The organism is Vibrio sp. 5S239 (assembly GCF_041439575.1).
Lineage (GTDB): Bacteria > Pseudomonadota > Gammaproteobacteria > Enterobacterales > Vibrionaceae > Vibrio > Vibrio kanaloae.
This window is the reverse complement of sequence record NZ_JBGOOM010000008.1, coordinates 104,070-124,124: the sequence shown is the minus strand read 5'-3', so window position 1 is coordinate 124,124 and position 20,055 is coordinate 104,070. Positions and strand designations below refer to the sequence as shown.

Genomic DNA, 20,055 nt, shown 5'->3' with positions numbered 1-20,055 from the left:
AAGCCGCACAGCTCTTCTGTACGGCTCATCCAGTGTACTCATTGACAAGTATTTTGCTAGTAGGTTCGCTAACTTTTGTCCGCTTTATGCTGAAACTAGAACGACATCTAGTAATTGCGCAATGTTGTCTGCGACATAGTCAGGGTTTGATGCTGAAATTGGCTCACCGTGGTTGTAACCGTAAGTCAGACCAAACGAGTGACAGCCTGCATTCTTAGCGGCTTTGATGTCGTTACTTGAATCGCCAACCATCAGCATCTCTTCTGCCTTCACATTGTGCTTTTCTAGCAACCAGTTCAGCGCCACTGGGTTCGGCTTTTTCTCTGGGAAAGAGTCGCCGCCCAACACATCAACAAAGTACTTATCAATACCGTGTTGCGCCAGAACGTCGGGTACAAATTTCGACGGCTTGTTGGTCACAAGTGCCATGGTGAAGCCCGCTTTATGTAATTCAGCTAACGTATCTTTTACTGAAGGGTAAAGGTGGCTGAGCTTATGGCCGCCCTGCTCGTAGAAATCATCAAACAAGGTGCGCGCTTTCTTTAGCAGATCAGGCGCTAGACTTGGGTCAACAGTTAGGTTGCGGCTGAGTGAGCGTCCGATAAGCACGTCAGCACCATTGCCTACATAATCGCGAACGTGTTCTTCGCTCACTGAAGAGAAACCCAGTTCCTGACAAGCTTGGTCAGCCGCAACCGCCAAATCAGGCACGCTGTCTAACAAGGTTCCATCCAAATCAAAGGCGATCAGTTTTATTGAACTTAATGACATCTTACTTTCCTATTAATTATATTCGTCTTATGTGTTGAGCGATAAGACGTAAAAAAGGGGCCAATGAGCCCCTTAATCTAAATTTTTCTAGTTTAGGTCAACTGACCCTAGTTCTACTTTTATGCGTTAACTTTTGCAAGCTCTGCACGCATCTCATCAATCACTTCTTTGTAATCCGGTTGATTGAAGATAGCCGAACCAGCAACGAACATATCTGCGCCCGCTTCTGCAATTTCACGGATGTTATCAACCTTCACGCCGCCATCAATCTCAAGGCGAATATCACGGCCTGAGTCATCAATCAGCTTACGTACAGCACGCAGCTTATCAAGAGTATGAGGAATGAAAGATTGACCGCCGAAGCCAGGGTTCACAGACATTAGTAGAATCATGTCTACTTTGTCCATGATGTAATCTAGGCAAGACAGTGGTGTTGCTGGGTTAAGAACCACACCTGCTTTACAGCCGTGTTCTTTGATTAGCTGTAGAGTACGATCGACGTGCTCTGATGCTTCAACGTGAAAAGTAATCATTGATGCGCCAGCTCTCGCAAACTCAGGCACGATACTGTCCACTGGCTTAACCATTAGGTGAACATCGATCGGAGCGGTAATACCGTAGTCGCGCAGCGCTTTACAGATAGGCGCGCCAAAAGTCAGGTTAGGTACGTAATGGTTGTCCATCACATCGAAGTGCACAACATCAGCACCCGCTGCGAGTACTTTTTCTACGTCTTCACCAAGACGAGCAAAATCTGCAGACAAAATCGATGGAGCGATTAGAAAATCTTTCATACCAAACCTCTTAAGAGTGAGTAAATTGCGAATGTCACCGCCTTGGTGATATCTCATACACAAATACAAGACTCAGCCCAAGACTATTTGGTGTGCAATTCTACCTAAGCCCCTAAGCAGATCCTAGCAGTTCGAAAGATTAGTTTAAGAAAGTATCCGTTGGTCACTCAATTTAATGAGTTTGGAGGTTATTCTGACGAGTACTATTCCGCTGATGCGTGTTGCTTGTTTTTCTCTTTATGAAAAAGCGCCAGTAACTCATCCACTTTATTACGTCCAGCGCCGTTACGGCTGATAGTGCGCTTCACCTTCACCACATTCAATTCCGCACCATGATATAAGCGACGCGTTAATGTCGTATCGTGATTTGAAATCAAAACAGGAATACCGCGTTCCATCGCTGCTTTTTCAGCAACATCCGCCAGCGCAGCTTGATCATCTAAGCTAAAGCCATTACCTGCGTAAGAGGTAAAGTTAGCCGTATTCGACAGCGGTGCGTATGGAGGATCACAGTAAACCACACAGCCTTTACGGGCGCGGCTAAAGGTTTCATGGTATCCCTCACAGACGAAGGTGGCTTTTTTCGCTTTCTCGGCAAAAAACTCCAACTCAGCTTCTGGGAAGTAAGGTTTTTTGTAAGAACCAAACGGAACGTTAAAACCGCCCTTCTTGTTGTAACGACATAGGCCATTAAAGCCAAATCGGTTCATATACAAGAAAGCCAACGAGCGATACATGACGTTATCTGTACCATTGAACTCAGCTCGAATATCTAGGAAGGCTTCTTTACGGTTGTTCTCAGGGCAGAACCAACGCTTCGCTTCAGTGATGTAGGTTTCAGGATCCGTTTTAAGAAGGTTATATAGGTTGATAAGATCGGGATTGATATCTGCCAATAGGTACTGTTCAAAGTCAGTATTCAAAAACACTGAGCCAGCACCGACAAACGGTTCTACCAATTTACGAGCAGGTGGCAGGTGACGTTGGATGTCTTCAACTAGGCCATATTTTCCACCAGCCCATTTTAGAAAGGCACGCTGCTTTTTCATTTACTGCTCTATCTATCAACTCAAAAATAAGGCTGCGGAATGTAACATATTTTGAGGCCAAGCTCAGGGTTATTTCGCACGTTCTATTTCTCGATGCACTTGATTCATCGATTTTGCCCAAGGTTCTAACTGCTGAAGTGGTTTTGATAACAGGCTTACCGCGTCTCGTGCCAGTTGAATTGTTGGGTAATCTTGATAAGTGATGATAAACCACTTGGTGTCGTTGCGAAGTGTTGGGTAGATACGAACCTTGTTCTCAAGGTCATACTCCTCAATGAAAGATTGTACATCTTCCAGTGAGGTCATCGCGCTCAACTGCAGAGTATATGCTCGTGGCGAGATAGCTTGTAACTCTTCACGAGCAAAAGAGAAGGTGATCTTTTTAGCCGGCGGTGTTGAGTCAGTTCGTTCTGATTCTTCATCGGCTGTCGACTGTGACTCGGCTTCTACTGAATCAGACTGCGAACTCACAGCAGCATCGGTATTTTCATCAAGCGCACTGGTATCGGCACTCTCAGCTTTGTCATCCAGCAAAGCATCAACCACGTCAGAGGTGATCACAACGCGCTGCTGATCTTGCTCGGCCTCTCCAACACTGGCGGTGTCTTCAACGACACTCGGTGGCAGAGAAGAGCTGTCATCATCTGCGCCTTGGTAACTCATGTCGGTTGTTGTTTCAGAGTCAACAGCTTCATTGATGCCGGTTTGTTCAGTGCCGCTTTCCACTTCAAAGGTTGGAATAGCCGTCTGTTCAATCGGTGCAATTAGAGATTGCGCTTTATCGTCTGGTGTTGGCTGACTGAACATCCACCAATAACCGCCACCAATTAACAACAGCAACAAGGCCACCACAATCGCGATATTGATCGGTGAACCAATGATTGAGCGAATAATAATCCTTTTTTCCACTTTCAATTCTCCTAAAGCCATTAACTCTCCGGGCAGAGGTCGCGCTTTACTAAACGCACGTCGCACGCGAGTTTCAGACTCATCATCAACATATCGAATCACCAGTGATTCAAAAAAATGTTCAGCTTCTGGTTGTGAAAGATCATCGATCTCGAGATCGATAGGCTTGTGTTGTTGGCCGTAACTCAGACGTGTTAATAGAGTGTCTAGATGACCCGTTTCCGAGAAGAGAACGATATTGATCGTCCACTGAGGGTTTGATTGAGCTTCCAGTACCAACATCCATAATTCGGATACCAATAGCTCAGAGAGACGGTGCGCATCATCAACAACGATAACCACATGACACGGCTCTCCATCCAGTAGCCTTGTTAGGCTATCAGATAAAGAATCATGTTGATTAAACAGGGGGTCAGAAACAATTTGGCTAAGAATAAGTGCGCGGCGTTGTTGATCGTCTTGGCTTGGATGACAAAGTAGTAAACACTGATTTCTTTCTGTTGACCATGCTTCAAGATAACGCTGAGCCAACCAAGAGCGGCCAGAACCAGCTTTGCCAGCGACCGTTACAAGATTTGAGCCAAAGTTAGTCAAAAGCTGTAAGCGCTCTAGCAGCTCAACTTGAGACTCTAACTCTAATACTCTTAATTCATGAGCCAAACTCATTGGGGATCCCTACTGATAAGATCGATCAGTAAAACGCTTCAGTTGCCTAGAGTTTCGCTAGGCAACCTCACAACAAAATTTAAAGGGTACGGCAGAAGTCGATCGCTTGTTTGATGATGTCTTGAGGCACATCAGCGACCACTTCAGCAGCACCAATACTTGTTGGCAATACCAAACGTAACTGACCAGACAGTACTTTTTTATCGCGCATCATGTGTTTCATAAAGTCTTCAAAAGACATGCTTTCTGGCGTATGGATTGGCAGTTTCGCATTCTTGAGTATAGAAATAATTCGCTCAAGTTGCTGCTGAGAGATCAGTCCCTGTAATTGAGCAGTTTTCGCTGCCATTACAGTCCCTGACGACACAGCTTCACCATGTAGCCAATTACCATAGCCTAGTTCTGCTTCGATCGCATGACCAAATGTATGACCTAGGTTCAATAACGCTCTGATTCCTGACTCTTTTTCATCTATAGCCACCACTTCAGCCTTAATTGCACAACAACGAGCAATTGCGGTAATCAGTGCCTCTTCATCAAGTTGATAAAGTTTCTCTAAATTCTGTTCCAACCAATCAAAGAAGGCTTCATCGTAAATGATGCCGTATTTGATCACCTCAGCAATACCCGCAGCAAATTCACGCTCTGGAAGCGTAGATAAACAGTTAGTATCGATGATGACAGATTTTGGTTGATAGAAAGCGCCGATCATATTCTTACCAAGGGGATGGTTTACTGCGGTTTTACCACCTACAGAAGAGTCCACTTGAGAAAGAAGTGTCGTTGGAATTTGAATGAAATCAATACCGCGCTGGTAACAAGAAGCAGCAAAACCGACCAAATCACCGATAACTCCACCACCTAAAGCAATCACCACCACATCACGGCTGTAATTTCCTTCAAGCATGTAGCTCATCACTGAATTGAACGTTTCAAGAGTTTTGTGCTGTTCACCATCTGGCAACTCTAAAAGAGAAGTTTGACAGCCTACTTGATCCAATAGCGATAAAATTTTATCGGCATAAAGAGGCGCTACTGTCATATTACTGATAACAACAACTTTCTGTTTGCCTGATAAAAAAGAAAGGTACGCCGGGTCTTCAAATAACCCGGCGCCAATAGAGATAGGGTAGCTACGCTCAGCTAGATTGACCGTAATCCGTTCCATGGGTTTGCTCTCCAAAAAAATGAACTTAACGTTCTTCTAGCATTTTTACGATCTGGTTGGCTACCACTTTTGCACTTTGGTCGTCAGTACGAACTGTGTAGTCCGCCACTTCTTCGTATAGTGCGTTGCGAGATACGGCTAGATCTTCTAGTACATCTCGCGGGTTGTTTGTTTGAAGTAGAGGGCGTTTCTTGTCGCGGTTAGTGCGAGCAAGTTGCTTTTCAATTGTTGTCTCTAGGTATACAACAATGCCTCGTGCAGATAGACGGTTACGGTTTTCTTTGCTCAGCACTGAACCACCGCCTGTCGCAAGAACAATTCCTTGCTCTTCTGTCAGGTCGTTGATTACAGATTCTTCGCGTTTACGGAAACCTTCTTCGCCCTCAACATCAAAAACCCATGCGATGTCTGCGCCAGTGCGCTCTTCGATCACAGTGTCGGAGTCTAAAAACTCCATATGAAGTTGGGAAGCTAGGTGTCTACCAATTGTACTTTTGCCGGCGCCCATTGGGCCAACAAGAAAAATATTGCGTTTCTCAGCCATGTTTTTAGCAGTAATTTACAACGTTAATTCAATGACATCGCCACAAGGTAGGTCAGTACAAGTACTGAAATTAAAAGGCCCGTGGCACCGATTCCTCACAGATAATTCGTGATAAGACCCGAAATTATCAAGGTTAGGTGCCACTAATGCAACTTTATTTTTAATCTAATTGTTCATTACTGAATCACAACTTTCGGTGTAACAAAGATCAACAACTCACTTTTCCCTACATTTTCGTAGCTTCTGCGGAACAAAGCCCCTAATACAGGCAGGTCTCCCAATAGAGGAACTTTATCTACGGTGCTACTCACACTGTGCTGAAATATCCCACCAAGAACAACTGTTTCACCATTATTAACAAGCACTTGCGTGCCAATACGCTGGGTATCAATTGCAACAGCCTCTCCAGTTCCGGTTTTCACCACCTGTCCGGGCCTATCTTGAGTTACGCTCAAATCCAACACCAAACGATTGTCTGGCGTGATCTGCGGCGTCACCTTAAGGCTCAATACCGCTTTCTTAAATGCGACTGACGTTGCACCACTTGAAGATGACTCTAAATAAGGAATTTCAGTACCTTGCTCAATATAAGCGGGCTTTTTATTGGTAGTAATCAAACGTGGACTCGAAATAATTTCAGCTTTTGACTCTTGTTGTAACGCTGATAACTCAAGGTCGAGCAGAGTATCAGAGCCCAGTTTAGCAACCTGAAATGCGATACTCGAAGCATTTGAAGATGTCGCACCTAAATTAACGTTGAGGTACTCATCAATGACGCTATTCCCTCCATTACTATCGTAAGGTGCAATAGACGGGTAGTTGCCTTCGATAGAACCACCAACCGTGAAGCTTCCGTTTGTTGAAGATGCTCCCCAACGCACTCCTAGTTCATCAAGGTTCCCCTCAGTAACAGTCACAATACGCGCCTCTATCTGAACTTGCTTCACAGGGATATCTAAAGATTCAATAATGCTTCGTATCACGGCAATGTTTTCCTCCAGTTCACGAATAAGCAATGAATTGGTGCGCTCATCAATAGTAATCGAGCCACGATCGGACAACATGCTCACCGTCCCATCACCACCAATCATGTCGGCAATGTCGGTCGCTTTAGCAAAGTGAATCTTAATGATTTCCGACTTAAGCTCACCCAATTCCTCTTCTAAACGCGACTTCTCTAACGCTTGCTGCTCTTGAAGGTCTAGTTCATCTTTTGGCGCCACCAAGATGACATTGCCATCTACCCGCTTATCTAACCCTTTGACCTGTAAGATGATATCTAGAACTTGCTGCCAAGGCACACCATCTAAACGTAAAGTTAGGTTTCCGGTTACTGAATCAGACACGACTAAGTTAAAGTCGTTATAGTCAGCGATAAGCTGCAGGACATTTCGCACTGGAATATCTTGGAAGTTAATCGATATCAGCTTACCCTCTTTCTCGAGTATACTTTTCTCTGTTACCGCTTCTTCTAGAGCAGGCTTACTGATCACCACCTCAATAAAACGGCCTTTGAGATTGTATTCGTATTGGTAGTCCTTGCTGATTGTCGCTAACAACCGAGTGCTTGGGGCCTCTTTATACACTTCCACGCCTTCAACCAAGGTAGCGAAATCTTTCACATCAAGAAGCTGGAGTCTGTTGTCATCAACATGAGTATTGATCAGCTCTATGCTTAGCCCCTCTTGCGCACGTTGAACATCCACCACAACCGTGCTGGTTGCGAGTTCGATAATTAGGACAGCGTCTTTATTTTTGTTCACCCTAAAATCAATATTTTCTAACTTATTAGGTAAGTCCTCTGCGTGACTGAGCACACTAAAGATCAACATCACAGACACAATCAAGCCTTGTAACCCTTTGTTCATTGACTCATTTATTCCTTTAATCATATTTACATCTCATATCCACATCACGTGACATTGTTTTACTTCAGAGCCAGCTTAACGTTGCGCTTGTGCCAACAACCTAAGCCATCTGGAAGAGTTTCATTAATCAGAACGTGCTGGCTCGTTACTTTAGTAACACGACCGTTATTTAAACCGATAAACTGGCCTTTTTTCACGTTTACCACATTCCCTTTGGGTGTTTGAACTAATCCAAACACGCTTGAGCCACTTCCCATCACGCCTCTTAAACGAAGCTTACTCAGCGGGTATTTCTCTAGCTTGCCATTCCGAGATCGAGCACTAGGTTGCCAACAATTTTTCTTAATTAGAGGCTGATTCTGCACAATGGCTTCCTTAGGGAGTTCAAACGGAGGACGAAAAGCTCGGCGTTGATAAGTAGCAGCCGTAAACTCAGCGGCAGGAACAAGCTGTTCCACCTCTTTCCTAGCTTTGGCTTCAACTTGCACCACAAAATCTTCTAACGAATCTTCATTCGCTTTACAGCCCGCAAGCAAAAGCAGTAGTAAGGTTGAACAGAACACTCTATTGGGTTTCATCGCTCAACTCCGGCTTAAATTGGTAGGTATACGCTCGCACCCTGAAATGGAGCGTGCTACTTTCTTGGCTGACGCGCTGCCAACTCACATCATTAAAACTAATAATTCGTGGGAGTTTGGCGATGGCTGCTGAGAAGTCTCCAATCGCGTGATAGTCCCCTGTTAGCTCTATATTAAGAGGTAAACGATAGAGAAACTCTTTGTTTTGCTTCTGTCCCCAATCAATACGCGTAAACGTCAACTTATTATCCAACCCAAGCTCATTCACTGAGGCCAACATACTTGCCAACTCTTTTTGTACTGGTAGCTGCTCTAATAGATAATCATAACGACTGGTTAAATCATCCAACTGATTCTGGAGCTTAGGCAAAACCGCCGCCTTATTGGCTTTAATCCGCAAAGTTGTTTTAAGCGTCTGCTCTTGCTGTTTCATCTGCTGAAGTTCATCGTCCAAAGGAGCAATATACAACCAAGTACCCATACCTTGGGTAAGTATCATCAAGGCAAAAATGACCAATAGCTGAGGCAATAAAGGCCATTCGGTGATCTCATCGACATCGAGATCTTGCAAGCTCACCCGATTTTGAAAACTAACCATGATTCGCCCCCTTCTCTTTTACATTCTCGGCTGGACTATCTAATGACACAGGGATAAACACAAAAGAGACGTTGAAGGTCTGAAAGTCCTTATTGAAGCGTTTGCGATTATGAATGATAGAGTGCATCTCAACCCCTTTAAGGGAACGGGAGCGTTCTAAGTTATCCAACATCGTTGCCAAACGAGAAGTACTGTCACTGATCCCCTCCATTTCAATTTCCTGACCATTCATTTTTATCTTATCGACATACACGCCTTCAGGGATGAGCTCCGGCATCAGGTTCATAAAATCAGTTGTCTTATTGCGACCGAGCTGTAAGGATTCGACCACGCCAAGTCTAGTAAGAATGGCTTTGTGCTCCTGTTCTGCCACTTTTAACGACTGAATTTTCTGGTCGAGTTGAGCGATATATTGATTGAGATAGTTGAGGCGCGCTTGTTGCTTGGCTTGTTGGTCGTGAAAGTAGTTACCGACCGCCCATTGCCCACCAAGCGCAATGATGACGCCAAGAATGACTAGATGAATAAAACGCTTCTTATACTGAGATCGAATTTCATCGCGCCAAGGCAGCAAGTTAATTTGATGCAACATGCTTTTCTCCCTGCCACTTGAGACCACGCATTGCCATCCCCGCCGCAATACCAAAATGCTGACAATTCAGTGACGATCGGCGTTTCTGGGCCACCTTATTCTCAAACAAAGACATAGGGTTCAGTGACTCACAACTCATCTGAAAATGACGTTCTAACTCCTCAACGACCATTGGTATGCTCGCTCCTTCGCCCATTAGCCAAATCCCTGAGATAGGTTGAAGCGCATTTACCGACGAATAGAGTTGCAGTTGACGCTTGAGCTTTTCAATAAGATTAACAATAAACCGATGTGTATCCTGAGTGGTGCCGAACACGCCTTCCATATCACTTGGACTGCCTGTGCCTAACAGCTCTTGAGTACCAAAGGCGATGTCTTTATAAAAAGGCGCAGAATTCTGCGGGATAACCCCTAACGAGGTTTGGTCGATTCCAACGTCCACCAGCAGCCAATTCTTCTTTTCTGGGGACAAATACGAAGCCAATTGCCAAATATTGAGAAGTCCATGTGCTTGGGTATCAACGACGATAGGTTTAAACCCGGCTTTGCTTAATGCATTGGCTCGACTATCCACAACTTCCTTGCGAGTCGCGTACACCTGATAACTACTTGTCGATCCTTTACCAAACCGTTTGTCTTCGAGCTTTACAAAATCTAAACTCAGCTCTTCGATAGGAAAGGGAGATTGATGAGCAAAGGTTTGATAGATAGAAAACTCTTTCTCTCTATCTTCTAACTCACTCTCTATTTGCAGTACTTTGCTGATCACCGTGTTATCTGGTACTGAAATAGCGACGTTACGACTTCCAAAAGGCAGTCCTTTCTTAAGTTCTTTGAGTTTCTTAACAGTTTTCTGATACTCCAAAGTATGGTTAGCTGTAAAAATGTCGTCCGAAATCGGCAGCTCTTTGTATCCCACGATGGCATACAACTCCCCAACGGGTTTTAGTACCACAGCTTTGATACTGTGATGATTTATATCTATACCTGTAATTAATGATGAACCCATTTGACCTAGCTCCTGAAGTGCTGAGCATTTCGTTGATTATCTAGGGGTTGTGATTATTAGTTAAATAAGCGTTAATAAACGAAAGCTAAGTTTTTAACCTAGAGTACAAGGGTTTGCTGCTTGTCAGCCTTAACTAATCAGGGATTATCCGGTGAAGTTCATAAAGAGATTATTCATATTTACATTGACTTGCATGATTCTTGGAGTCAGTACAATTTTTGGGTTTTATTATTACGTAAAACCTGAGCTACCTGATGTTGCCACTCTGCGCGACGTAGAACTCCAAACACCAATGCAAGTCTTCAGTCAAGATGGTAAGTTGATATCTCAATTTGGTGAAAAACGTCGGAATCCAGTCACTTACGACGAGATCCCTCGCCACTTAGTTGAGGCTCTGATTGCCACCGAAGATAGTCGTTTCTACGATCACCCAGGTATTGACCCTATCGGTATTACCCGTGCCGCCATCGTGGTCGCCATGTCGGGCTCTGCAAAGCAAGGGGCGAGTACCATTACTCAACAGCTTGCGCGTAACTTTTTCTTATCTAATGAGAAGAAGATCATGCGTAAGATCAAAGAGATATTCATTGCGATCCACATTGAGCAACTGCTTAGCAAAGAAGAAATCATGGAGCTTTACGTGAACAAGATATTCCTTGGTCACCGTTCATATGGTTTTGGTGCAGCCGCTCGTGTTTACTTTGGTAAAGACCTTCCAGATCTCACCTTGAGTGAACTGGCTACACTTGCTGGTATGCCAAAGGCACCATCAACCATGAACCCTATCTACTCCGTTGAACGTGCGACCAACCGTCGTAATGTTGTATTACGCCGCATGTTGGATGAGCAATACATCACTCAAGAAGAGTACGATGAGGCTAGCAACGAAGAGCTTCTCTCTAAATATCATGGTGCAGAAATAGAAGTCAGCGCTCCGTATGTCGCGGAAGTAGCGCGCGCTTGGATGGTCGAACGCTACGGCGAAGAGGCTTATACATCAGGTATGAAAGTTTACACGACGGTTGATTCAAAACTGCAAAGGGCAGCCAACCAAGCCGCGATTAAAAACCTACTCAACTACGATGAGCGTCACGGTTACCGTGGTGCAGAAAAGGTGCTGTGGCAAACCGAGCAATCGGCTTGGGATCATGAACAAATAGTTCAACACCTTAAGTCTCAACCAACCTATGGTGACTTAGTCCCAGCGGTAGTGACGAGCGTTGATGCGAAAAGTGCACAGGTTTGGGTTAAGAACCAAGGGGAAGGATCGATCGAGTGGCAAGGTATGAACTGGGCACGTAAGTTCCTAACAGACAATCGCCAAGGCCCTGCACCTTCTCAAGCGAAAGAGATACTTGCTGTTGGTGAACAAATTTGGGTTCGACATGAAGCCATAACAGGTGATGAAGTATCTGAAGAACCTAGAGAAGAGTCAGCAGAGGCGAAATCAGAAACGCCTGTAGTATGGCGACTAAGCCAAGTACCTAATGCGAACACTGCTTTTGTTGCAATGAACCCTAACAACGGCGCGGTTTTGTCGATGGTGGGTGGCTTTAACTTCGTGCACAACAAATTTAACCGAGCGACGCAATCTATTCGTCAGGTTGGGTCTGGTATCAAACCATTTATCTATTCAGCAGCGATTAATAAAGGCTTAACGTTGGCATCACTGATCAACGATGCCCCTATCAACCAATGGGATAAGAGCCAAGGTACCGCATGGCGACCAAAAAACTCACCGCCTACCTATGTCGGCCCAACCCGTTTACGCATTGGCCTAGCTCAATCTAAAAACGTGATGGCCGTACGTGTGCTGCGTGAAGTAGGCTTGGATGATACGCGTAACTATCTAACACGCTTCGGTTTTGATATTGATAAAGTGCCTCGCTCTGAAACCATCGCTTTGGGTGCAGGCAGCTTAACGCCAATGAAGGTTGCACAAGGTTACTCAGTATTCGCTAATGGCGGCTATTACGTTGAACCTTTCTACATCAGCCGCATTGAGACACCATTTGGTGAGACTGAATTTGAAGCAACACCGAAAGTGGTTTGTAAGGAAGATTGTCAACAACAGATAACTAGCAATACTATGGCCGATGAGTTTGCTGAGCAAGATGTCGACACTGAAGTAGAATACGCACCTCAAGTTATCTCTGAGCAGAACGCATTCCTAGTACGTGAAATGATGTACAGCAATATTTGGGGTGGCGGCGACTGGAGTCAAGGCACAGGTTGGAATGGTACTGGTTGGCGTGCTCAACCTTTAAAACGTCGTGACATTGGCGGTAAGACAGGTACAACCAATGATTCGAAAGATGCCTGGTATAGCGGCTACGGACCAGGCATGGTTGCGACCGTATGGGTCGGTTTTGATAACCACAACCGTGCTCTAGGTCGTACCAGAGCGAACTCAAACCTTGAAAAGAACCCGATTACAGGTGCCGAAGCTGGAGCGAAAACCGCAGAGCCAGCATGGGTTAAATTTATGGGAACGGCACTCTCAGGCGTACCAGCACAACGCAAAGAACTTCCGAAAAACATCATCCGAGTTCGTATTGACCGTGAAACAGGCTTACTAACTAACAAGTTCGATAGCTCATCAATCTTCGAGTACTTCGAAAAAGGCACAGAGCCAACCGAGTACACCACCGAAGGTTTCAACGATGATATCTACTCAACGTCGTCTGGAGAAGCCGTAGAAGCGCTATTTTAGCAGTAGAGTCTATTAAAAAACACCAAGTAAAAGGGCAGATACGATAATTCGTACCTGCCCTTTTTTATGCCTGAAAACCGCCTCTTGAGGCATTAAATCTTACTGTTTCTCAAGTTGCGCTCGAATAGTTTCAGCCAGTTGCTCAAAGCGTCCCTTTAACGGAGATCCTGGCCGGTACGCGACGACAATTCTGCGCGAAGGAGTTGGATTAACCGCAGGAACATAGCACACACCATCTTTCTGCTTTTCCTTTGGTACCGATAACTGAGGTAGTAAGGTAATACCCGCCCCTGCCGCGACCATGTTACGCAGCGTTTCTAAGCTAGTCGCTTTGAAACGTTCATCGTCTTTTGCTCCCGCCGCAAAGCAGAAACCCAAAGCTTGATCTCGTAAACAGTGGCCATCGCCCAGCGCAAGTACGGTTCTGCCATTAAGCTGAAGCATATCAACACTGTCTTGCTGAGCCCATTCATGGTCACAAGGCACAGCAAGACTCAGCGGCTCATCATAAACATCAATCTCTTTGAACATCGCCGTTTCATCAACCGCAGCCAATACCAAGCAATCGAGCTTGCCATCTTCCAACTGGCTCACCAATTGATGAGTCTGCGCTTCGTGCAGGTAAAGCTCAAGGTCGGGGAAGCTCTCTTTCAGATGAGGAATAATTTTGGGTAAAATGTACGGGCCCACAGTCGGAATAAAGCCAATATGCATTGGCCCCGTCATTGCTTCACCGTGTCCACTCGCCATATCTTTAAAGGTCTTCACCTCATTGAGAATAGACTTCGCTTGTTCAACAAGTTGTAAGCCTGATTCTGTAAATATCACCTTTCTTGGGCTACGCTCGGTTAACTGAAGGCCAATTTCATCTTCCAGTTTACGTATTTGGCCGCTGAGTGTGGGCTGACTTACAAAGCACGCTTCTGCCGCTTTTCGGAAGTGTTTATGCTCTGCAAGCGCTACCAAGTATTCAAAGTCACGAATGTTCATGAGCAGTCTCTCACCTCAAGTTTTAATAAGAACAAAGGTTTTAATAGAAATATTTAAAATAAATGTTCTTGATAGAATTTACCTATCAAAACCATAACATCAAACGATTAGAGCTATCAAAGAAATTATCTAATAATGGGCTCAACGAAACGAAACAGAGCAAAGAAAAACGTTAAGCTCTGATAGAACAAATTAAAAATACTATTTAAGGAAATCAATATGTTTACATCTAAAGAAGGTCAATCAATCCCTCAAGTAACATTCCCAACTCGTCAAGGTGATGCATGGGTTAACGTAACGACTGAAGAGCTATTCAAAGACAAGACGGTTATCGTATTCAGCCTACCTGGTGCGTTTACGCCAACGTGCTCTTCAAGCCACCTTCCTCGTTACAACGAGCTACACTCTGTATTCAAAGAGAACGGTGTTGATGACATTCTATGTGTTTCAGTAAACGACACATTCGTAATGAATGCTTGGAAAGCAGACCAAGAAGCGGAAAACATCACATTCATCCCAGATGGTAACGGTGATTTCACAGACGGCATGGGCATGCTAGTTGAGAAAAACGACATCGGCTTCGGCAAACGTTCATGGCGCTACAGCATGCTGGTTAAAAACGGCGTGGTAGAAAAAATGTTCATCGAAGAAGACGTACCAGGCGACCCGTTCAAGGTTTCTGATGCAGATACTATGCTTAACTACATTGCTCCTGAGCACAAAGAGCAAGAGTCAATCACAGTATTCACTAAACCAGGCTGCCCTTTCTGTATGAAAGCAAAGCAGAACCTTATCGACAAAGGTCTAAACTACGAAGAAGTCGTGCTAGGTAAAGACGCAACAACCGTAAGCCTACGTGCAATCTCTGGTCGCACTACGGTTCCTCAAGTATTCATCGGTGGCAAACACATCGGTGGCAGCGAAGAGCTGGAAGCTTTCCTAGCTTAATTTTTCTAGCGAGAACTTAGCAATATTGGAGGCACTGGCTAACCTACCCTTTGTAGGTTAGCTACTTACAAGCTCCACTTCTAAAGTTTCAAAAAAGCATTTAGAAAGTTAGGCTGGACAAAGCATATAGCTTCGACTCATTGACTTAAGAGTCACGCTAAACCTAAGAAACAAAATCACAAAACTAACCCACGACGCTGACTCACTTCAAAAATCACTTGAGTTGGAGGGGGTCGTTCAAACTAAATTTAGCCATTGCGAGAAGATTATTATGAAACAAGTCAATGTAGATGTAGCAGTTATCGGGGGCGGTACGGCAGGTCTAGGTTCTTACCGCGCTGCAAAAGCACACACTGACAGTGTTGTGATGATTGAAGGCGGCCCTTACGGCACAACCTGTGCCCGTGTTGGTTGTATGCCATCCAAACTGCTTATTGCAGCAGCGGAAAGCGTACACCACATCGAGAAAGCGCCGGCTTTTGGCGTTCACCCACAAGGTGGTATCGTGGTTAACGGCCGTGAAGTCATGGAGCGAGTGAAGTTTGAGCGTGACCGTTTTGTTGGTTTTGTTTTAGAAGGTGTTGATGAAATCCCAGAGCAAGACAAGATCTCTGGCTACGCAAAATTCTTAGATGACAACACGCTACAAATTGATGACCACACCGTTGTGACGGCTAAGCGTTTTGTCATCGCGACCGGTTCTCGCCCTGCATACCCTGCAACTTGGAACGACCTGGGCGACCGTCTAATCATTAATGATGACGTGTTCAACTGGGATGATTTACCAAAATCAGTAGCCGTATTTGGTCCTGGTGTTATTGGTCTTGAGCTTGGTCAGTCACTGCACCGCTTGGGTGTAAAAACAAAACTGTTCGGTTTAGGTGGTCAAGTTGGCCCAGTAACCGACCCAGAGATCATGGCTTATGCAGACAAAGCCTTCAATGAAGAGTTCTACCTGGATGCCGACGTAAAAATCGAAAGCATGAAGCGTATTACGACTGAATCCGGTGAAGATCGCGTTGAAATCCAGTTCATCAATAAACAAGGTGAACTAGAAACTAACGTCGTCGAGTATGTACTGGCAGCAACAGGCCGTCGTCCTAATACAGACAAGCTTGGCCTAGAGAACACCTCTCTTGAGCTTGATGAACGTGGTGTGCCAATCGCAGACCATTACACGCTACAAACATCACTATCATCGGTATTTATCGCTGGTGATGCAAGTAACCAACTGCCTCTCCTGCATGAAGCAGCCGACCAAGCACGTATTGCCGGTGACAACGCAGGTCGCTTCCCTGAGATTCGTGCAGGTCTACGTCGTTCTAAAATCTCAGCGGTATTCTCTGACCCACAAATTGCAATGGTTGGTGAAACATACAAAGAGATCACAACACGCTTAGGCACTTGTGGTTGTTTCGCAACAGGAGAAGTGTCTTTCGAGAACCAAGGTCGTTCACGAGTGATGCTACGCAACAAAGGTATTCTGCACGTCTACGGCGAGCAAGGTACAGGCCGTTTCCTTGGTGCTGAGATGATGGGGCCAAACGCAGAACACTTGGCGCATCTATTAGCTTGGGCGCATCAAAACAAGATGACGGTTTCGGAAATGCTAGACATGCCTTTCTACCACCCCGTTATCGAAGAGGGTGTACGAACCGCTCTACGTGACCTCAATGCGAAACTACACCTAGGTCCACAGATGGTGAAGCACTGTCTAGATTGTGGGCCTGGTTGTTAATCTCGGTGGATTGAAACAGAACACATAGATTAGATACTAAAAAGGAAAGCCATTGGCTTTCCTTTTTGTCTTTTGGCAACGAGCAAATAACAGATTCCCGATTACGCTCCTTCGTCGCTACCGGGAATGACGTTGATTTATTTATGTAACTAAACCAAAACTAAACTCGTCATTCCAGAACCGAGGGACGAGGTATCTGGAATCTCTTGAAGCCATTGCCTGTCGCTAAATACTTAGCTATTACTTCTCAGCAGCAATCACAGAGATTTCAACAAGTAGCGCTTCGCGAGCCATATCGCCAGTCACACATGCGCGAGCTGGAGCGTGACCTTCTGGAACCCATGCATCCCAAACTGCGTTCATTTCTTGGAAGTCTGTCATGTCTTTCAAGTAAATCGTTGCTGACAGCATGTGCTCTTTGTCGCTGCCTGCTTGCTCAAGTAGGGCTTCCACTTTATCCAACATCGTTTGTGTTTGTTCTGTGATGTCTTTGGTTGCATCAGCGCAAACTTGGCCACATAGGTAGATAGTACCATTGTGTTTAACAATACGGCTCATGCGTTGCTTGGTTTCTTGGCGCTCAATCATCGATCTTCTCTCTCTATGTCACCGTGATCCAATATCTTGTGACGTGGTATTATCAAGGCAACAAGCATAACGCGAATTAAGCCTAAGATGACATGTGTTCATTGCAATAAAAATGAAAAAATCTTCAACAAACTCGGTCGCTGCCAACGTTGTATGAATCAACTGATGGTGCTGTCGATAATCAGCTGGGGAGCATGGTGGGTATTTTTAAGAGAAGACCCGAAAACCATCAATGCCATCGCCTTGATGATGGCTGCTTGCGCATTCAGCGGTTTGTTGTCGCTGCATTGGTTCATGAAGTTTGTGGTGCTGCCTTTAAGGAAAAAAAGCGTTAACTAATGTCTTTGGAGGGATAAGTGATAACGGTCAAATATCGATTCAATGACCCGGTAGAGCTTCTATTTAGCGCCCTATCATCATTTCCCAAACAGCAGATAGAAAAAAGCCCCAGAATCAATCGACTCTAGGGCTTTCTTAGAAAATTCTAAGAAAAAGCAGTGGTACTTAAATAGACCGGGCTTTTCTTAGTTTGTTCCCCAAAGAAGACCAGATTTTTGATCTTTTTTTAGGACCTATAAAATCAATGACTTATGCAACATTTACCTTGGCAATAACCTGTTCTACCAAGTTCACTTCCAACGCCACTTCATCGCACGCATGTTGGCGAGGACACTGATCGCAATCTTTTAGCACCTTCTCAGGTAGCAAAGATTTCGATGTTGGTAAGAAAGCGTGCTTCATAAAGAACTCAGGCGTACGAGTCAGTACAAACACCTTCTTAATGGCCATTTGTCGTGCTTTATCAACCAAATGTTGCACAATTGCCGTACCCTGCCCTTGACCTTGCCAACCCGCTTCAACACCGAGTGAGCGAATTTCAGCTAAGCCTGAATCATAGACATAGAGTGATGCACAGCCCGTCACTTCACCATGATGCTCTGCGACTGCAAACGAGCCAATATCACGCACCAGTTCATTACGAGAACGAGGCAGGTTTTCCCCCATATTGGCCCAATAGGCCACCATGCCTTCCAATGCTTCAATATCGGTCAGACGAGCAGGACGAACCTTGACGATGGAAGTGTCACGCTGTGATAAACGCTTCTCAGCTTGGTCAACCGCGTAAGCCACTTGCTGTGGTGATACACCGCCTAACGCGCTACGTTTTTCAAGACATGATTCAATGGTCAGGATGTCATACACATCCTCTTCAATCACCTCAGAGAACTCTTTCATCTCTGCGATGCTTAAGTCTTCTAATGCGCAGCCTTTAGCAATCGCCGCCACGACCGTCACACCGACAATATGGTGAGCTTCACGGAAAGGAATGCCTTTCGCTACTAGGTAATCAGCCAGTTCAGTGGAGTTAGCGTAGCCTTGTTTCGCCGCTTCAAGTGTACGTTCGCCGTTCACTTTGATGCCATCAAAACAAAGAGCAGCCATTTCCATACAATCATTCCAAGTGTCTAAAGCGTCGAACAGACCTTCTTTATCTTCTTGCATGTCTTTGTTGTACGCCAAAGGCAGTGCTTTCACTGTCATCATCATTGCTGCTAATGAACCGTAAACACGGCCCGTTTTGCCACGGATAAGCTCGAGCGCATCAGGGTTTTTCTTTTGCGGCATCAGAGATGAACCTGACGTCACGGTATCCGCTAACTCGATGAAGTTTGATTCACCAGAGTTGTAGAAAATCATATCTTCTGCAAGACGCGAAAGGTGAAGCATAGAGATAGAAGCAATCGACATCAGCTCCATCACATGGTCACGGTCAGAGACTGAATCTAGAGAGTTACGCGTTGCACGACGGAAACCTAAGTTGTGAGCTAACTCTTCACGGTCCATCGGGTAAGCTGTTCCTGCAAGGGCACCAGAACCCAGCGGACATGTATCTAGACGCTTAATCGCATCATTCAAACGAGAATAATCACGCTCAAGCATTTCAACATAAGCCAAGCACCAGTGAGCAAAAGTTACCGGCTGAGCACGTTGCAAGTGAGTGTAGCCAGGAAGCACGGTTTCTTGATGCTGAGAAGCAACGTTGACCATTTGGCTTTGCAGGCGATCCAGTGCCAGTAGCAACTGGTTACCTTGCTGACGACACCATAGTTTCAGGTCTGTCGCCACTTGGTCATTACGAGAACGGCCAGTGTGAAGCTTTTTACCCAAATCACCGACCTTGCTGATAAGTTGTTGCTCAACCCAGCTGTGAATATCTTCTGCATCAGAGCGTAGAATCTGTTCAGGATCTTCCATCACCTCAAGTTTTAGCTCATTCAGCGCTAACTCAAGCTTTTGTTGCTCTTCTTCGGTTAATACGTTGACCGACAGTAGAGCTTTAGACCAGGCAATTGAGCCCACAATGTCTTGCTCAGCCAATCGGTAATCAAAACAAAGAGAATCGTTAAAACCTTTGAACCGGGTGTCTGCTGCTTGGGTAAATCTACCGCCCCATAATGCCATTGTGTATCTCCTAATTGCACAGTGCTCACTGTTTTTGCAAATGATAATTCTGATTAAGATTCAGTATTT

18 protein-coding genes are annotated in these 20,055 nt (G+C 45.1%); 4 read left to right on the top strand and 14 right to left on the bottom strand.

Features of this window, described 5'->3' with window-relative positions:
- Nucleotides 1–84: 84 nt before the first annotated feature.
- From ACED48_RS08985 to pilM, 11 genes are all read right to left on the bottom strand, one after another.
- On the bottom strand, nucleotides 85–771 hold the full coding sequence (locus ACED48_RS08985) for a phosphoglycolate phosphatase (protein ID WP_017055826.1): 687 nt from the start codon (nucleotides 769–771) through the stop codon (nucleotides 85–87).
- A gap of 119 nt (nucleotides 772–890) precedes the next feature.
- Nucleotides 891–1,565 (bottom strand): ribulose-phosphate 3-epimerase, encoded by a 675-nt coding sequence (rpe, locus tag ACED48_RS08980; protein ID WP_017055827.1) that lies wholly within the window; start codon nucleotides 1,563–1,565, stop codon nucleotides 891–893.
- 203 nt (nucleotides 1,566–1,768) lie between these two features.
- Nucleotides 1,769–2,614: a Dam family site-specific DNA-(adenine-N6)-methyltransferase gene (locus ACED48_RS08975; protein WP_017055828.1), complete on the bottom strand. Its 846-nt coding sequence runs from the start codon at nucleotides 2,612–2,614 to the stop codon at nucleotides 1,769–1,771.
- A gap of 69 nt (nucleotides 2,615–2,683) precedes the next feature.
- Nucleotides 2,684–4,189, bottom strand: coding sequence for an SPOR domain-containing protein (locus ACED48_RS08970; protein ID WP_017055829.1), 1,506 nt, complete (start codon nucleotides 4,187–4,189; stop codon nucleotides 2,684–2,686).
- 79 nt (nucleotides 4,190–4,268) lie between these two features.
- Entirely contained in the window at nucleotides 4,269–5,357 is a 1,089-nt protein-coding gene (gene aroB / locus ACED48_RS08965; RefSeq protein WP_017055830.1) for a 3-dehydroquinate synthase, read from the bottom strand.
- Nucleotides 5,358–5,382: 25 nt separating this feature from the next.
- A complete protein-coding gene (gene aroK / locus ACED48_RS08960) occupies nucleotides 5,383–5,901 on the bottom strand; it encodes a shikimate kinase AroK (RefSeq protein WP_017055831.1) in 519 nt (172 codons plus the stop codon).
- A 176-nt stretch (nucleotides 5,902–6,077) separates the two neighbouring features.
- Nucleotides 6,078–7,769 carry a type IV pilus secretin PilQ gene (locus tag ACED48_RS08955; protein ID WP_017055832.1) on the bottom strand — a complete coding sequence of 564 codons (1,692 nt, stop codon included), beginning with the start codon at nucleotides 7,767–7,769 and terminating at the stop codon, nucleotides 6,078–6,080.
- Between the two features lie 59 nt (nucleotides 7,770–7,828).
- On the bottom strand, nucleotides 7,829–8,347 hold the full coding sequence (locus ACED48_RS08950) for a pilus assembly protein PilP (protein ID WP_017055833.1): 519 nt from the start codon (nucleotides 8,345–8,347) through the stop codon (nucleotides 7,829–7,831).
- Nucleotides 8,334–8,945 carry a type 4a pilus biogenesis protein PilO gene (locus ACED48_RS08945; RefSeq protein WP_017055834.1) on the bottom strand — a complete coding sequence of 204 codons (612 nt, stop codon included), beginning with the start codon at nucleotides 8,943–8,945 and terminating at the stop codon, nucleotides 8,334–8,336. Before ACED48_RS08945 ends, ACED48_RS08950 begins: the two co-directional genes overlap by 14 nt.
- Nucleotides 8,938–9,537, bottom strand: coding sequence for a PilN domain-containing protein (locus ACED48_RS08940; protein ID WP_017055835.1), 600 nt, complete (start codon nucleotides 9,535–9,537; stop codon nucleotides 8,938–8,940). Before ACED48_RS08940 ends, ACED48_RS08945 begins: the two co-directional genes overlap by 8 nt.
- A complete protein-coding gene (pilM, locus tag ACED48_RS08935) occupies nucleotides 9,521–10,546 on the bottom strand; it encodes a type IV pilus assembly protein PilM (RefSeq protein ID WP_017055836.1) in 1,026 nt (341 codons plus the stop codon). The genes ACED48_RS08940 and pilM overlap by 17 nt, the downstream gene beginning before the upstream one ends.
- 151 nt (nucleotides 10,547–10,697) lie before the next feature.
- Between pilM and ACED48_RS08930 the strand changes: the two genes are divergently transcribed.
- Nucleotides 10,698–13,259 (top strand): penicillin-binding protein 1A, encoded by a 2,562-nt coding sequence (locus ACED48_RS08930; RefSeq protein ID WP_032547878.1) that lies wholly within the window; start codon nucleotides 10,698–10,700, stop codon nucleotides 13,257–13,259.
- Nucleotides 13,260–13,358: 99 nt separating this feature from the next.
- On the opposite strand, the gene oxyR is transcribed toward ACED48_RS08930, so the two are convergent.
- A complete protein-coding gene (gene oxyR, locus ACED48_RS08925; protein ID WP_017055838.1) occupies nucleotides 13,359–14,249 on the bottom strand; it encodes a DNA-binding transcriptional regulator OxyR in 891 nt (296 codons plus the stop codon).
- Between the two features lie 219 nt (nucleotides 14,250–14,468).
- On the opposite strand from oxyR, the gene ACED48_RS08920 reads away from it, so the two are divergent.
- Both ACED48_RS08920 and ACED48_RS08915 read left to right on the top strand, forming a co-directional pair.
- The gene (locus tag ACED48_RS08920) at nucleotides 14,469–15,197 is read left to right on the top strand and encodes a glutathione peroxidase (RefSeq protein ID WP_017055839.1); all 729 of its coding nucleotides are present in this window, start codon (nucleotides 14,469–14,471) and stop codon (nucleotides 15,195–15,197) included.
- A gap of 271 nt (nucleotides 15,198–15,468) precedes the next feature.
- Nucleotides 15,469–16,935 (top strand): dihydrolipoyl dehydrogenase, encoded by a 1,467-nt coding sequence (locus tag ACED48_RS08915; RefSeq protein WP_017055840.1) that lies wholly within the window; start codon nucleotides 15,469–15,471, stop codon nucleotides 16,933–16,935.
- A gap of 240 nt (nucleotides 16,936–17,175) precedes the next feature.
- Here the strand turns inward: ACED48_RS08915 and ACED48_RS08910 are convergent, their stop codons facing one another.
- Complete coding sequence (locus ACED48_RS08910) at nucleotides 17,176–17,523, bottom strand: RidA family protein (protein ID WP_017055841.1); 348 nt, start codon at nucleotides 17,521–17,523, stop codon at nucleotides 17,176–17,178.
- A gap of 87 nt (nucleotides 17,524–17,610) precedes the next feature.
- Here ACED48_RS08910 and ACED48_RS08905 point away from each other — a divergent pair, with 87 nt between their 5' ends.
- A complete protein-coding gene (locus ACED48_RS08905) occupies nucleotides 17,611–17,862 on the top strand; it encodes a DUF3624 domain-containing protein (protein ID WP_017055842.1) in 252 nt (83 codons plus the stop codon).
- Between the two features lie 249 nt (nucleotides 17,863–18,111).
- Here the strand turns inward: ACED48_RS08905 and argH are convergent, their stop codons facing one another.
- A complete protein-coding gene (gene argH, locus ACED48_RS08900; RefSeq protein ID WP_017055843.1) occupies nucleotides 18,112–19,986 on the bottom strand; it encodes an argininosuccinate lyase in 1,875 nt (624 codons plus the stop codon).
- Nucleotides 19,987–20,055 lie beyond the last annotated feature (69 nt).

Excerpts from the sequence above, each read along its gene's own strand:
- ACED48_RS08905 (WP_017055842.1), top strand. The coding sequence starts at position 17,611 with ATGACATGTGTTCATTGCAATAAAAATGAAAAAATCTTCAACAAACTC.
- ACED48_RS08910 (WP_017055841.1), bottom strand. The coding sequence starts at position 17,523 with ATGATTGAGCGCCAAGAAACCAAGCAACGCATGAGCCGTATTGTTAAA.
- argH (WP_017055843.1), bottom strand. The coding sequence starts at position 19,986 with ATGGCATTATGGGGCGGTAGATTTACCCAAGCAGCAGACACCCGGTTC.
- ACED48_RS08940 (WP_017055835.1), bottom strand. The coding sequence starts at position 9,537 with ATGTTGCATCAAATTAACTTGCTGCCTTGGCGCGATGAAATTCGATCT.
- ACED48_RS08945 (WP_017055834.1), bottom strand. The coding sequence starts at position 8,945 with ATGGTTAGTTTTCAAAATCGGGTGAGCTTGCAAGATCTCGATGTCGAT.
- ACED48_RS08975 (WP_017055828.1), bottom strand. The coding sequence starts at position 2,614 with ATGAAAAAGCAGCGTGCCTTTCTAAAATGGGCTGGTGGAAAATATGGC.
- aroK (WP_017055831.1), bottom strand. The coding sequence starts at position 5,901 with ATGGCTGAGAAACGCAATATTTTTCTTGTTGGCCCAATGGGCGCCGGC.
- aroB (WP_017055830.1), bottom strand. The coding sequence starts at position 5,357 with ATGGAACGGATTACGGTCAATCTAGCTGAGCGTAGCTACCCTATCTCT.
- ACED48_RS08955 (WP_017055832.1), bottom strand. The coding sequence starts at position 7,769 with ATGAACAAAGGGTTACAAGGCTTGATTGTGTCTGTGATGTTGATCTTT.
- rpe (WP_017055827.1), bottom strand. The coding sequence starts at position 1,565 with ATGAAAGATTTTCTAATCGCTCCATCGATTTTGTCTGCAGATTTTGCT.
- pilM (WP_017055836.1), bottom strand. The coding sequence starts at position 10,546 with ATGGGTTCATCATTAATTACAGGTATAGATATAAATCATCACAGTATC.
- ACED48_RS08920 (WP_017055839.1), top strand. The coding sequence starts at position 14,469 with ATGTTTACATCTAAAGAAGGTCAATCAATCCCTCAAGTAACATTCCCA.
- ACED48_RS08915 (WP_017055840.1), top strand. The coding sequence starts at position 15,469 with ATGAAACAAGTCAATGTAGATGTAGCAGTTATCGGGGGCGGTACGGCA.
- ACED48_RS08970 (WP_017055829.1), bottom strand. The coding sequence starts at position 4,189 with ATGAGTTTGGCTCATGAATTAAGAGTATTAGAGTTAGAGTCTCAAGTT.
- ACED48_RS08950 (WP_017055833.1), bottom strand. The coding sequence starts at position 8,347 with ATGAAACCCAATAGAGTGTTCTGTTCAACCTTACTACTGCTTTTGCTT.
- ACED48_RS08985 (WP_017055826.1), bottom strand. The coding sequence starts at position 771 with ATGTCATTAAGTTCAATAAAACTGATCGCCTTTGATTTGGATGGAACC.
- oxyR (WP_017055838.1), bottom strand. The coding sequence starts at position 14,249 with ATGAACATTCGTGACTTTGAATACTTGGTAGCGCTTGCAGAGCATAAA.